The following is a 13,019-nucleotide window of genomic DNA, read 5'->3' on the forward strand; positions in this document are numbered from 1 at the left end:
GTCTTAAGTTTCCATGTTTAGAGAAAAACTCCAGAATGTTGTTGAAGGCTATACATTTGACGATGTACTTTTAAAACCCTTGCAGTCAGCAATTGAGCCCAAAAATGCTGACATTTCAAGCAAATTTTCAAGGCATATAAATATTGGAATACCTATTGCAAGTTCACCAATGGATACAGTAACAGAAGATCCAATGGCAATAGCAATGGCACGCTATGGTGCAATAGGCGTCATACACCGCAATATGTCAGCAAATGAACAGGCTGAAATGGTTAAAAAGGTCAAAAAAGAAGAAAGCATAATAATCAGGGATGTTTTTTCCATAGATCCTGAAACACCGGTAAATGTTGCAAGAACTCTGATGAAAACAAAGAATATTGCTGGTCTGCCAGTGGTAGCATCAGGAAAACTAATTGGCATTTTAACAAAGAGAGACCTTGAGTTTTCTGAATCTGACGGAACTGTAAAGGAAATAATGACAAAAGATGTAATTACAGCCAGTGAAAATGTTTCAATAGAAGACGCAAAATACATATTGTATAAAAATAGAGTTGAAAAACTGCCGCTTGTAGATTCAAAAGGGCGGCTTTCTGGGCTTATAACAGCAAAAGATATCAAAACCCGTGAAAAATTCCCAAATGCGTCCAGGGATAATCAGGGGCAGTTAATGGTAGGTGCAGCTATAGGGGCATATGATATAGATCGTGCAATAAATCTTGAGAATGCCGGTTCAGATTTTCTGGTAATAGATACAGCACATGCACACAATAAAAATGTTTTATCATCACTTAAAAAGATAAGAAAGGAAGTTCACATAGATATAATAGCTGGAAATATAGCCACAGCAGAAGCTGCAGAGGATTTAATATCACTGGGCGTTGACGGTTTGCGTGTAGGAATAGGCCCGGGCTCAATATGCACCACAAGGATAGTTGCCGGTGTTGGAGTTCCACAGTTAACCGCAATATCCAACGTAGCAGATGTTGCCGTTAAAAACGGTGTTCCTGTAATCGCTGACGGTGGTTTAAGGTATTCCGGAGATATGGTAAAGGCTTTTGCTGCCGGGGCATCCACAGTAATGCTCGGATCTTTGCTGGCAGGCACTGAAGAGAGCCCAGGAACTGAAATGATAATCAATGGGAGAAAATACAAATCCTACAGGGGCATGGGATCAATTGGCGCAATAAAGGCAGGAAAATCAGACAGATACGGAAAACTGGGAACAAATGAATTCATAGCTGAGGGAGTTGAAGGATCCGTACCATACAGAGGCAGAGTTTCAGAGAATTTATTCCAGTTTGTTGGGGGCATAAAAACTGGTATGGGATACCTTGGCGCAGAAAATCTGGAGCAACTTCGAGAGAAGGCAATATTTATAAAAATCACCAACAACGGATTAAAGGAAAGCCATCCACATGACATACACATAGTATCAGAGCCACCGAATTACCAGAATTCTGGTCTTTACTGATAATTTATTAATTTTTGCATTCATAATTGTTTCAATTGAAAGCCTTTTATAATTTTATAAACTTTCCCATTGCATGGAACCCGAAAATATTCTGGAAATATTAAATGATAAAGAAATGACACAGGATCAGATAGCAGACATAATTGTGGGGCAACCCGCATTAAATGATAAATCCAAATCAGGTTACATGAAAATCGCTGCTCAGATATTAGTTGAGAACAAACTGGAATTCCTTTTAAACGAAATGGTTCAGGATAATACCCTGGGAGTAAAAAAAGTCCAGGATGGGCTTGTAGAACACATCTGCTATTATGCAATTGATGATATAAAAGTTAAAAATTTATAAACAAATCATTTCTACTAATAATAAAAATCTTTCCTGATGTACATATTTATTTTAACCGTCATTCCCAGACCAGGCAATAGTGTATTAAAATATTCTCCAACTGTTTATTATATCTTCAACCAATACAGTATCATGGACGAAAGTGCCACAGGCATATATGGGTATTCCACCAGTACACCTGGAATAGATGGAAATATTAAATTTGACCCTGAAAGTTTCATAGTAAATGAAATTCCTGTAAACATTCCAGAAGACCGGAATGGCAAGTATACAATTTTAAAAATAAGGCTAAAAAACTGGGATACAAATAAATTTCTGATGTATTTAGCAGAGCAGCTGCATATAAGCAATAAAAGAATAACATATGCGGGCACAAAGGATAAAATAGGGATAACAACCCAGTATTTCTGCATTAATATGCCGGATAACCGAGAAATAAATGGAATTCATATAAACGATGCTGAAATTATTTCACAATTCAGGACAGCCAAAATGCTCAAACTTGGCGATCTGCTTGGAAATGAATTTGTAATAAGCATTGATACAAAGGATGATAATACTGTAAAAATAAATGATACATTTAGCCAAATAATAGAAGATAAAGGATTTCCAAATTTTTATGGTTATCAGAGATTTGGAAGCATAAGAACAAATACACATAAAATCGGAAAATTGCTTGCTCAGAATAAATACGAGGAGGCTGTGAAGCTGTATATATATGACCCGGAATTTGACAAAGAGGATTACAGAAAAATACTGGAAGAAACAGGAGATGCGGTGAAAGCTTTAAAGGAATTTCCAGAATACCTCACATTTGAAAGATCATTGCTTGGCTATATAATTCGGGAAAAGACATACAAAAATGCTTTCAGTGTATTCCCAAGAAATTTATCAATGCTTTTTATACATGCATATCAGTCATATATTTTTAATAAAATATTATCTAAGAGAATCGAGCTCACAGGAAATATGTATAACGTTCTTGAAGGCGATGTTCTATTTCCAGTAGACAAATATTTTAATCCGGACCGGAATCAATTGCTCCACGCAACGCATTATAATATTGAAAAATTAAATAAGCTTTCATGTGAAAATAAGGTAAGAACAGCATTGCCATTAATAGGCTATGATACGGAATTATCTTCAGGATTAGAAGGGGAAATAGAAAATGAAATATTGAAAGAAGAAGGAGTAGAAAAAAAAGATTTTGATTTAACATCTGATAGAAGAATGGGATCATCCGGTGATTACCGCATCATGTCTGTTCTTCCAGTAGATTTTAAAATAACTGGCAAAAATATAATTAAATTTTCCCTTGGGAAGGGCATTTACGCAACATCACTTTTAAGGGAATTTTTAAAAAAAAGTTTAAATTAATCCAACTTTCTGTAATTCTTTTTTGACTTTTATTACAGCCTGTTCGATTTCACTTGCTTCCTTGGCACCAGTGCATACTACTTTTCCGGAACCAAATAAAAGCAAAACAACTTTTGGCTCTTCAACCCTGTATACCAGGCCAGGAAACTGTTCCGGCTCATATTCAACGTTTTCAAGCCCAAGGGACATTGCTATATCTGTAAGATTAAGCTTTGCCTCAAGGTCATAAACTGCAACAATGTTCTGTACTATTATATCAGGATTGTCAAAAACCTCTATATTTGCTTTTTTTAATTTGCTTATAATAATATCAATTGTTTTTTTAACATTTTCCAGATTTTTGGCACCTGTGCAATTAACTTTTCCGCTTCTAAAAATAAGGACTGCTGTTTTTGGGTCTTTCAATCTGTAAATCAATCCAGGAAACTGTTCCGGTTCATATTCAGAACCTTCCAGTGCTAATGCAATATGGCTTAAATCCAGATGTTCGGCCAGTGAAGTTGAGGCAACTATATTTTCTATTGTTATTTTTTCCATTTCACTCATATTAATCAAGATGTTTATATTTAAAGGGTATATAAAGGTTTTATTTTACCTTATAAATATTTACAATTTTAATACATGTTTAGCTGTTCCTTTGCGTAATCGGACATCATTTCAGGATTCCACTGGGGATCCCATACAAGCTCTATATCTGCAGCCTCCACATCAGCAAGATTTTCCACACATTTCTGTGCTTCAGATAGAATCCACGGAGTGACAGGGCATGTTGGCGCAGTCATTGTCATTTTTATGTATACTGTGCTCTTATCAGTAATTTCTACATCATATATAAGGCCAAGATTTACCACATCCATTCCTATTTCGGGATCCGATACTTCCTTTAATGCTTCCAGAACTTCATCTTTTGTAACCATAATATAATCATTGTAAATATGTATTTAAACATTATTTAATGTTTAAAGTTAATGTTCCGGTAATATGATCAGCACATTTTCTAATCTGGTGAGGCCATCAAAGAAATAGGTTTATTAGGCTTGCATAATTGAAGAAATATGGGAAAGCAGGCCGATATATTATTATTTGCTGTGATGGTTGTTTCATGGGCCATTAATTATCCTGTTATAAAAATAGCATTAAAATATACAAATGCATATACACTTTTATTTTACCGGATATTTTTCTCTGTTATATTTATATACATTATATTTAAGCCAAAACTGCATTTAAAAATTTCAAGGCATGATATACTGCTATTATTCATTCTTTCCCTGCTGGACGTGGTTATATGGATGGAATTATGGTTTGTTGCAGAAACTACCATATCAGCATCACTTTCATCCATTTTAATATACACATATCCTATAATATCAACATTAATGGCGGTAATATTTCTTGGTGAGCATCATAACAAATATGTGTTTGCCGGTATTGCCTTCGGTTTTACAGGTATCCTTATAATATTTTCAAACTCACTTCTGACTGGCTTTAAACCGGGAATTGTTATAGCTTTACTCAGTGCAATAATGTGGTCTGTCGGCACAATGTATTTTATGAAATACCACAGCAAAAGAGACAGGGAAACAACAAATTTCCTGCAGTTTGCATTTGCCACAATTCCTGTATTCATCATAGCTGTAATAGCAAAGCCATCCATATCGATTTTTGAACCATCTTTAGTACTGGTAGGGCTTGTACTGGTAATGGCAATACCTGGAACAGCGGTTGCATATTACGCTTTTCTACATTTGAATAAAAAATACGGTGTGTCTACAATTTCATCTTTTCTCTTCATTGTGCCGGCACTATCTGTTGTATTCAGTTTAGTTATCTTAAATGAAATACCTTCTAATCTTGAAATTGCAGGCCTGGTTCTTGTTGGCACAGGCATATTTTTCTCTGCAAGAGGAACTAAAAATGTAACTTTGAACAAAACTCACGATAAAAAATCTCTCTCGTAGATATCCGGCCTGAATCTTGGAATAAATGCATTTCTCAATGCTTCATATATCAACATGCTTCTGGTAACGGAATCGCTGGAAATAAGCCCTGATATGCCACGGCTATGGCCTATTTTTTTAATTCCAAAGAGGTTTTCAACGTATTCATTGGTGCTTGAACCTGTTTTAATGGCATCGATAACAGAATCTGGCATCTGAAACCCTGATCCAAAACCTGTTGTAATAACGCTGTATCTGTCAATTACAGCACAATAATGAAGATCATAATACATATCATTGACTTTATTATAAAAAATTCCAGATTCGATGCCAATTGAGTAATCGTTATCCTTTAATCCATACATTGCCCTGTCAGTTGCATATTTCATGGTTTCTTCACCGAATGGCTGCTCACTTCCGGTTTTATAATCTGTATTCACTGTTATTTTGTAATTTTTCATTATAGTATGAATAAATTCATCAACTGCTGCAACTTTAAGATTATTTCCTGTGGAAATTGCTATATTAATTGTTTTAATTCTCTTCCCAGTTCTTGTAATTTCACGGTTTATAATTCTTGTGGAGCTAATGGGAAAAAGATCTTCTGCAAGTGAAAATGGCACTTCAACAACATTCAATGCCTTTTTTCCCATAGCAATTCTTTTCTCATTAATTCTTTTTGCAGCAGTATATGTTTCCGGAGAAACAACAATTTCAGCTTCATCAACATCAAGGGTATTTCCGAACATGGAATCTAACGGATGAATCTCATAATTGCCTGTAAATTTTGACATAAATTTTTCCACACTATTTACTCTTGATTTATACGATAAAATTTTTTCTTTATGGGCTTTTGCATACTGATCGGAAGTAACCCCTACCATTATTTTATTTCCTGTTTTGTATGCTGCAAAAAGAAGTTTTTCATGCCCTTTATGAAATCTATTAAACGTTCCGCCCACAAGTGTTATCATTAAAAGTAAATAAGAATTTATTATAAAATATTATTTAAAATTAAAGGGAGGCTTTTTCCTCTTCAATGGTTTTTGCGAGCCTCTTTATTCCGTCCTTTATCTCTTCATCGCCTGAATATGTGAAATTAAGTCTCATTGTATTCAGTTCGGGGTCATTGTGGTAAAATGCTGAACCTGTTACATAAGCTACCTTATTTGCTATTGCCCTTTCCAGCATTTTCAGTGCATTCATCTCCTTTGGAAGCTGTACCCAGAGAAACATTCCACCATCTGGCCTTGACCATGTAGCATTCTTCATGTCATCATCCAGAGCCTCAAGCATTATATCCCTCTTTTTCTTATACAGTTCTATTGTTTTTGGTATTTGTTTATAAATTATTCCTTTTCTGATATATTCATATGCTATATACTGGGAAAGTGAGTCAGTAGCCAGGTCAAGTGCCTGTTTGAGCTTATTGAATTCTGTCAGGACCTCTGGCTGAGAAACAGTGAAGCCAGTTCTTAATCCTGGAGCCATAATTTTTGAAAATGTTCCAAGATATGTTACAAGACCATTATTATCCATGCTTTTCAATGTTGGCAATTTCTTACCAGAGTATCGTAAATCCCCATATGGATTATCTTCTATTATGGGAATATTATACTGTTCTGCAAGTTCAAGAAGATGTTTTCTTCTGTCCAGCGGCATTGTATAACCTGCAGGATTCTGGAAAGTTGGTATTGTGTAAATAAATTTTGGTTTGATGTTCATAGACCTCATGGTTTTTAATCGATCTTCCAGTTCATCAGTTTTCATTCCATTTTCATCCAGATCTATAGATGTTGATTTTATCCCATTAGCATTTAATGATGATATCATTCCCACATATGTTGGCGCTTCTATTATGCCATAATCTCCCCTGTTTGCAAAAACTATGGGCAAAGCATAAAGTGCCTGCTGGGAACCTGTTGTTATCATTATATTTTCTGGGCTAACTGATATATTTTCATCTGCTTTCAGATAACCTGTAAGCTGTTCTTTGAGTTCGGGAAGCCCATCTGTCTGCCCGTACTGCAGGGCTGAAGCAGCATAATTTTCCATTATGTCATTCAGTATATTTTTTAATTCTTCATCAGGAAAAGTTTCCGGATTTGGCAATCCTCCTCCAAAGGAAATCATTCCAGGCATATGTATGTATTTTAGCAGTGCTCTGATCTCAGAGGGCTTTATATTTTTCATATTTTCAGAAAATTCAAATTTCATAGCATATAATAGAAATTAAATATTTAAAGTTCTTTGCGGGAATAAAAATATATTTTAAATTAAATATCTTTATGTTATAAATATAGACACGCAAATAAAAAAATATTTTATAATAGTTAATAATTCAAATCTCAATGGCACAAAAGCTAATATGGAAAGTCACTGTAACAGGCAAAAAAAATTCAGGGAAGAGCTCAATAATATCAAGAGCAGCTTATAACACCGATTCACAGATCACCACCAGAGGCTTTGTCAGGAAGAAAATTAACACAAATTTCATGTCTGATGAATATGAAATAGATTTATTATTTCTGGAAATGCCATACGAAACGTTAAACCAGAAATTCCTCTCAAAATCAACATTTGTATTATTTATTGTGGATATTACAGATATGGACAGCCTGAAGGATGCTGATCTATTCATGAGTGAATATAACAATAATATGGAAATATTCCTTCTGGCCTTAAAATCTGATATGAGATATGTATCGCAATTCTGGGAACCAGAGATTTCGAGGCTGGCAAACAAATACGGGATAGCATATTTTATTTACAGCAACAAAGATGATTTTTCAGGCATTTTAGAGGAAATTATTGAGGATGTTCTGGCGAAAATTTATAATCAAAGTAAATAATACCATTCATGGACATTTTATGCAGTAATATACATTTTCAAGAGTCCGACATGAATATTTCACAAATAATAAATAAATATCATACCGGGAAAGTAAAGAACGACACACTATTTCTTGAACCATGTGAGTGCATATATTTGTATATGAAAGGAAAAATAGTGCCTGAGGCCAGAATGACAATGCCACAGTTAATAAAAACAATATTCACGGATGATCTTTATCTTTATTATGTGTATTCCGCTTTAAAAAGCAAGGGCTTTATTGTAAAGCGGGATGGCAATAAGTTTTATTATAAAAGGATCGGTGAAGAATATACTATACCTGTAATTCTGATAAAAGAAGGTGAATTAACCGATTTTTCATGGCTGTACGAAAACACTCCGGCAATATTCATGGCTGTCGATGAAGAAAAAAGCATAACATATTTTAAAGCCGATTGTATAGATCCCAAGGGCAATGCCGATTCAGGCATATCAATAAAAAAACTTGGAAAATTAGGCAATCTTTATTGTGCCACAGGCTGTGGGCCAGACTGGTTTGGCCAGAATTTTATGGGAGTTAAAACACTGAACAAATTTGAATCCAATTATATCCTTGGGGAATCCAGGACACCTGAAGATCTGCTTTACGCCGACCTGGTAGAACGAAAATTTATAGTAAAAAGCGGATTTAAATACGGGCAGAACTTCAGAATTTATTCCAATTCTATGGATAATCATGCAGAATTTCTTGTGAGTTTAATGGAAAGTGAAGAATGGTATAAAATAAGCAGAGCAATTAGACTATCAACAAGTGTCAGAAAAAAAACTCTTATTGCTGGTTTTATTAATGGTAAATTAAAATATGTAGATATAAAAAGATTGAAAGATATTTAAATCTGTACTTCGAAATCATCTATTTTAGATTTCATTTCATCGTATGATTTTATATCTCCTTTGTTTTTCAGAATTTCTCTTGATAGTAACCAGTATATTACTGCAAGTGACATTCTGCCCTTATTGTTAGTTGGAATAATAAGGTCTACAAAATCCGTTTTATTATTTGCATCGCAGAGAGCTATTACCGGTATACCAATTCTTATTGCTTCTTTCATTGCCTGAGTATCGGCAAGCGGGTCTGTTACAAGTATTACCTTTGCGTTATAGTAAGACTTTAAATTTGGATTTGTTAATGTTCCCGGTATGAATCTTCCAACTATGGAGCTTGATCCCACAGTCTCAGAGAACTTTGTAACCGGTTTAAAAGCATACTGCCTCTGCGCTACAACAAGGATCTGCTCTGGCTGATATCTGGCCAGCATCTTCCCTGCCTCTATAATCGCATGGTTTGTTTTGTTAATATCGAGAATATATAAACCATCATTTCTTATTTTGAATATGTACCTATCCATATCCTTTGATTTAACCTGTGTTCCTATATGGACGCCGGATTTTTGATACTCTTCCTCCGGCAATAATAATTGCTCTTCCATCATAATGACTACCTTTTGTATTGAATTGTAAATTATTATATAATTATTCCCATTCTATAGTTGCAGGTGGCTTATCTGTAATATCATATACTATCCTGTTTATTTCTGGCACATCATCAGTAATATTTGCTGAAATATCGGATAAAATTTCCCAATCTGGTTTAGAAAATGTTCCTGTCATCCCATCAAGTGTATCAATCATCCTTATTGCTATGGTTTCCCCATAGGTTCTCTGGTCACCATGGACTCCTGTTGTTTTAACAGGAAGAAGTACGCAGAAATACTGCCATGGTTTCTCTCCTTGATATTTGTCTTCTACTGCTTTTTCAAGTATGTCTGTTGCCTGTTTCAGTATTTCCAGCCTGTGTTCTGTAACCTCACCAATAATCCTTATTGCAAGTCCCGGCCCAGGAAACGGCATCACTTCAGGCAGGCCAAAATATTTTGACACTTCTCTGACTTCATCCTTGTACAGGTCACGCAGCGGCTCGATAAGCTGGAAACCAAGATCTTCGGGTAACCCTCCAACATTGTGATGGCTTTTTATTGTATCCCTTGATGCACCGCCGCTTTCTATCCAGTCAGGCGCAATTGTGCCCTGAAGCAGATAAGTTGCCTTGAAATTAATGGCCTCCTCTTTAAATACATCAATAAAAGTTTTTCCTATTATTTTCCTTTTTGTCTCAGGGTCTGCGACTCCTTTTAAATTATCAAGGAATATTTTTTTTGCATCTATTAATTTATATTTTACATTGAATTTTTCAAAAAGCCCTTTAACCCTTTCAACTTCATTTAACCTTAATAATCCTGTATCGACAAATACTATTTCTATATCTTTAATAGGTGCGGCGATCATAGATAATAATGTGCTGTCCTGGCCACCAGAACAGGCAAGAATACCTTTACCATGTAACTTTGATATTATCATTTCCCTGCTTTCTTCAACAAATTTTTGGACATCCATAATCCCTGATATGATTATAATATTAATTTTTATACTATTTTAAATTAATTATTCAGTATGACATTTTCCATAAAGAAAAATTTGACGTTGAACGGAATTTTATAAACTGTTAATTTAAAATCATATAAAAATAAGTTTTTATACATATTAAATATTATTCTAATTATAAATGAATATATTTAAACGAATGCTCATCAAGATTAGCAGGTTTTTTGAATCCAACGTTTTCAAAGCTGTGCTGGTTATGATGACAATAGTCTTAACCGGGTCATATCTGGAATACATTTCACAGGCGAACCTTCAGGGGAGCCAGATCAAAAGTCCAGAACTTGCAATATGGTTCGTTTTTCAGACGGTAACTACAGTTGGATATGGTGATGTGGTTCCCATTAATTTAACAGGAAGAATAATAGCAATAATCATTATGCTGGCGGGAATAGGTACAGTAAGCACACTGACAGCATCGACTGCAGCATATATGACAAACATTAAATTAAAGCACAAAATCAGGAAAGTAAGAATGAAAAATCATACAATAATATGCAATTATAATGATTATTCCGCAAACATAATATCTAATTATATTAACAGAAAATTGAAAATAGATTCTCTTCTTTTAATAGCGAACTTAAAGGAAAACCCTATTAAATCGGATTATGTTTTTTTTACTCCGGGAGATCCAGCTGATGAAAAAACCCTCGAGAATGCCAATGCCGCAGAAGCAAAACGCTTTATTGTAACCGCAGATTTTAATTCCGATGTGCCTGTGAAACTTACAGACGCAAAAACAATATTGAATATATTTCAAATTAGAAAATTAAACAGCACTGCCGAAATTATTGCACAGGTTGCAAATTCAGAAAATGTAACAAATGCAAGGAGCGCAGGTGCAAATGAAGTTATCACATTAAATGAACTGAGTGCTCTTGTTATATCCAAATCCATAATGAATCCAAAACTTCCAGATTTTGTCTTGAAATTACTATCATCTGGTGAAGGACCTAAAATATATTCAGTAAAGATTCCAAAAAAATATGTTGGATATAAAATAGGGGATTTTACAAAAGTTTTCAATAAAATAATACTGTTATCTGTTTTAAAAGATGATACTTATACATTTCCTGTTGAAAATAATTACGATCTTGCAGAAAATGATGTAATATATTTCATTTCAGAAGAAAATGAAATTAAAGGGCTTTTAAAATAATTATGTTTTCATTATTGCAGCCAGAAATACAAGAAGCCCTATAATAACACCAATGACGGCAGCAATAATATAAAATACTGCTGGCTCCAGAACTGCTGTTATAAAACTTACCTTGAAAATATCATTTGATCCAAGTATTACAAAAATACCGAGCAGTAGCCCAACAATAAGCAATACCGATCCAACTATTCTGCTTTTATTGCTGCCAAAATATGCAGTAAGAACTCCAAATATTATCAGAGACAAAGCCAAAAGTGCTAGCAAAACTAGAAAAAAAACGTCCCAATTCCATGAAAATACAGCCATTCAATCACCTATAATTTTATTTCAGTCAATGTTTTTGTGTCAACTACACCACTTATCGTCCTTATATCCTGAATAACAAGTTTCCCTATTTCTGACATATTTTCTGTATCTATTCTTACTATAATATCATACTCTCCAAGCAGGGGGTGTACCTCAGTAACATATTTCAATAAAGAAACTCGATTATAAACTTCGTGTTCTTTTCCAGGTATGACTCTTATAAGGACAAAAGCGACTGACATTTATACTACAAGATATTTTTAAATATAAATGTTATGATAGGGTCTATATATTTTATTCTGCATTATTCCACTTTATAATATTTTACATTAAAAACCCTTTAAGAAATATTTTAATGACGTGTAAATCGGTGTAATATGCATATTTATTATTTGTATCTTTTAATTAACTTGCAAAGCTCATAATAAAGAGAGAAATTTAATAATAATTAAAAGATTAATATAAGGAACAGGGCTTTAACAGTTAAGGGCAAATATTAAGTAATAATTAGGTATATTGATATAACATATGGAGAAACTTTACACACTCAGAGATGCCTGCAGAATATTGCAGATTCACCCCACAACATTAAGGATGTGGGACAGGGAAGGAAAGATCAGATGCGTGAGAATGCAGAATAACTTTAGGAGAGTACCTGAGAGCGAGATCAACAGAATCCTTGGAATACAGAATGGAAGAGTTACTTACATCTATGCAAGAGTTTCTTCAATAGAGCAGAAGGAAGACCTTGAGAAACAAATTATAAGACTGAAATCAATTTCCCCTGTTTCTAAAGTATTTTCAGACATAAACAGCGGCATGAGATTCAACAGGAAAGGATTCAAAGAACTTCTTGAACTCATAGAGAAGGATAAGGTTTCAACAATATACATAACACATAAAGATAGACTTGCAAGATTTGGCTTTGATCTTTTAGAACAGATATGTGCAATTCATGGCACTGATATAGTTGAGGTGGATGGAGAAGAAATGGTTTCTGCAAATAAGGAACTTACCAATGATCTAATATCCATAATCACATCATTCTCTGCAAGATTATACGGACTTAAATCACATAAGATGAA

General features: G+C 34.2%; 16 protein-coding genes. 8 read left to right on the forward strand and 8 right to left on the reverse strand.

Annotated elements, in window-relative coordinates:
- Window positions 1-13: 13 nt before the first annotated feature.
- From guaB to truD, 3 genes are all read left to right on the forward strand, one after another.
- Window positions 14-1,471, forward strand: coding sequence for an IMP dehydrogenase (gene guaB / locus WKI77_RS05760; protein WP_337860873.1), 1,458 nt, complete (start codon window positions 14-16; stop codon window positions 1,469-1,471).
- 73 nt (window positions 1,472-1,544) lie between these two features.
- Entirely contained in the window at window positions 1,545-1,817 is a 273-nt protein-coding gene (locus WKI77_RS05765; RefSeq protein WP_337860874.1) for a hypothetical protein, read from the forward strand.
- A 132-nt stretch (window positions 1,818-1,949) separates the two neighbouring features.
- Window positions 1,950-3,194, forward strand: a complete 1,245-nt coding sequence (gene truD, locus WKI77_RS05770; RefSeq protein WP_337860875.1) for a tRNA pseudouridine(13) synthase TruD — start codon at window positions 1,950-1,952, stop codon at window positions 3,192-3,194.
- Here the strand turns inward: truD and WKI77_RS05775 are convergent.
- Together WKI77_RS05775 and WKI77_RS05780 are read right to left on the reverse strand one after the other, a co-directional pair.
- A complete protein-coding gene (locus WKI77_RS05775; protein ID WP_337860876.1) occupies window positions 3,186-3,740 on the reverse strand; it encodes a TATA-box-binding protein in 555 nt (184 codons plus the stop codon). The two genes, truD and WKI77_RS05775, sit on opposite strands and share 9 nt — an antisense overlap.
- 68 nt (window positions 3,741-3,808) lie before the next feature.
- Entirely contained in the window at window positions 3,809-4,111 is a 303-nt protein-coding gene (locus tag WKI77_RS05780; protein WP_337860877.1) for a metal-sulfur cluster assembly factor, read from the reverse strand.
- 138 nt (window positions 4,112-4,249) lie between these two features.
- Between WKI77_RS05780 and WKI77_RS05785 the strand changes: the two genes are divergently transcribed.
- Window positions 4,250-5,155 carry a DMT family transporter gene (locus tag WKI77_RS05785; protein WP_337860878.1) on the forward strand — a complete coding sequence of 302 codons (906 nt, stop codon included), beginning with the start codon at window positions 4,250-4,252 and terminating at the stop codon, window positions 5,153-5,155.
- On the opposite strand, the gene WKI77_RS05790 is transcribed toward WKI77_RS05785, so the two are convergent.
- Together WKI77_RS05790 and WKI77_RS05795 are read right to left on the reverse strand one after the other, a co-directional pair.
- On the reverse strand, window positions 5,131-6,108 hold the full coding sequence (locus WKI77_RS05790; protein ID WP_337860879.1) for a pantetheine-phosphate adenylyltransferase: 978 nt from the start codon (window positions 6,106-6,108) through the stop codon (window positions 5,131-5,133). The genes WKI77_RS05785 and WKI77_RS05790 overlap by 25 nt on opposite strands.
- 40 nt (window positions 6,109-6,148) lie before the next feature.
- A complete protein-coding gene (locus WKI77_RS05795; RefSeq protein WP_337860880.1) occupies window positions 6,149-7,351 on the reverse strand; it encodes a PLP-dependent aminotransferase family protein in 1,203 nt (400 codons plus the stop codon).
- Window positions 7,352-7,485: 134 nt separating this feature from the next.
- On the opposite strand from WKI77_RS05795, the gene WKI77_RS05800 reads away from it, so the two are divergent.
- Both WKI77_RS05800 and WKI77_RS05805 read left to right on the forward strand, forming a co-directional pair.
- Window positions 7,486-7,986: a GTPase domain-containing protein gene (locus WKI77_RS05800; protein WP_337860881.1), complete on the forward strand. Its 501-nt coding sequence runs from the start codon at window positions 7,486-7,488 to the stop codon at window positions 7,984-7,986.
- A 50-nt stretch (window positions 7,987-8,036) separates the two neighbouring features.
- Window positions 8,037-8,861, forward strand: coding sequence for a hypothetical protein (locus WKI77_RS05805; protein WP_337860882.1), 825 nt, complete (start codon window positions 8,037-8,039; stop codon window positions 8,859-8,861).
- Here the strand turns inward: WKI77_RS05805 and rpsB are convergent.
- Complete coding sequence (rpsB, locus tag WKI77_RS05810; protein ID WP_337860883.1) at window positions 8,858-9,460, reverse strand: 30S ribosomal protein S2; 603 nt, start codon at window positions 9,458-9,460, stop codon at window positions 8,858-8,860. The genes WKI77_RS05805 and rpsB overlap by 4 nt on opposite strands.
- A gap of 40 nt (window positions 9,461-9,500) precedes the next feature.
- On the reverse strand, window positions 9,501-10,421 hold the full coding sequence (gene guaA, locus WKI77_RS05815) for a glutamine-hydrolyzing GMP synthase (RefSeq protein WP_337860884.1): 921 nt from the start codon (window positions 10,419-10,421) through the stop codon (window positions 9,501-9,503).
- Between the two features lie 244 nt (window positions 10,422-10,665).
- Between guaA and WKI77_RS05820 the strand changes: the two genes are divergently transcribed.
- Window positions 10,666-11,628 carry an ion channel gene (locus tag WKI77_RS05820; RefSeq protein ID WP_337860885.1) on the forward strand — a complete coding sequence of 321 codons (963 nt, stop codon included), beginning with the start codon at window positions 10,666-10,668 and terminating at the stop codon, window positions 11,626-11,628.
- Here the strand turns inward: WKI77_RS05820 and WKI77_RS05825 are convergent, their stop codons facing one another.
- Together WKI77_RS05825 and WKI77_RS05830 are read right to left on the reverse strand one after the other, a co-directional pair.
- A complete protein-coding gene (locus tag WKI77_RS05825) occupies window positions 11,629-11,934 on the reverse strand; it encodes a hypothetical protein (protein WP_337860886.1) in 306 nt (101 codons plus the stop codon).
- A gap of 8 nt (window positions 11,935-11,942) precedes the next feature.
- Window positions 11,943-12,176, reverse strand: a complete 234-nt coding sequence (locus WKI77_RS05830) for an Lrp/AsnC ligand binding domain-containing protein (protein ID WP_337860887.1) — start codon at window positions 12,174-12,176, stop codon at window positions 11,943-11,945.
- A gap of 286 nt (window positions 12,177-12,462) precedes the next feature.
- On the opposite strand from WKI77_RS05830, the gene WKI77_RS05835 reads away from it, so the two are divergent.
- A partial coding sequence (locus tag WKI77_RS05835) for an IS607 family transposase (protein ID WP_337860888.1) occupies window positions 12,463-13,019 on the forward strand: 557 nt, incomplete at its 3' end.

The organism is Ferroplasma sp., from assembly GCF_037442045.1.
GTDB lineage: Archaea > Thermoplasmatota > Thermoplasmata > Thermoplasmatales > Thermoplasmataceae > Ferroplasma.

Coding starts and splice junctions, on each gene's coding strand:
- guaB (WP_337860873.1), top strand. CDS start 14: ATGTTTAGAGAAAAACTCCAGAATGTTGTTGAAGGCTATACATTTGAC.
- WKI77_RS05765 (WP_337860874.1), top strand. CDS start 1,545: ATGGAACCCGAAAATATTCTGGAAATATTAAATGATAAAGAAATGACA.
- truD (WP_337860875.1), top strand. CDS start 1,950: ATGGACGAAAGTGCCACAGGCATATATGGGTATTCCACCAGTACACCT.
- WKI77_RS05775 (WP_337860876.1), bottom strand. CDS start 3,740: ATGAGTGAAATGGAAAAAATAACAATAGAAAATATAGTTGCCTCAACT.
- WKI77_RS05780 (WP_337860877.1), bottom strand. CDS start 4,111: ATGGTTACAAAAGATGAAGTTCTGGAAGCATTAAAGGAAGTATCGGAT.
- WKI77_RS05785 (WP_337860878.1), top strand. CDS start 4,250: ATGGGAAAGCAGGCCGATATATTATTATTTGCTGTGATGGTTGTTTCA.
- WKI77_RS05790 (WP_337860879.1), bottom strand. CDS start 6,108: ATGATAACACTTGTGGGCGGAACGTTTAATAGATTTCATAAAGGGCAT.
- WKI77_RS05795 (WP_337860880.1), bottom strand. CDS start 7,351: ATGAAATTTGAATTTTCTGAAAATATGAAAAATATAAAGCCCTCTGAG.
- WKI77_RS05800 (WP_337860881.1), top strand. CDS start 7,486: ATGGCACAAAAGCTAATATGGAAAGTCACTGTAACAGGCAAAAAAAAT.
- WKI77_RS05805 (WP_337860882.1), top strand. CDS start 8,037: ATGAATATTTCACAAATAATAAATAAATATCATACCGGGAAAGTAAAG.
- rpsB (WP_337860883.1), bottom strand. CDS start 9,460: ATGATGGAAGAGCAATTATTATTGCCGGAGGAAGAGTATCAAAAATCC.
- guaA (WP_337860884.1), bottom strand. CDS start 10,421: ATGGATGTCCAAAAATTTGTTGAAGAAAGCAGGGAAATGATAATATCA.
- WKI77_RS05820 (WP_337860885.1), top strand. CDS start 10,666: ATGATGACAATAGTCTTAACCGGGTCATATCTGGAATACATTTCACAG.
- WKI77_RS05825 (WP_337860886.1), bottom strand. CDS start 11,934: ATGGCTGTATTTTCATGGAATTGGGACGTTTTTTTTCTAGTTTTGCTA.
- WKI77_RS05830 (WP_337860887.1), bottom strand. CDS start 12,176: ATGTCAGTCGCTTTTGTCCTTATAAGAGTCATACCTGGAAAAGAACAC.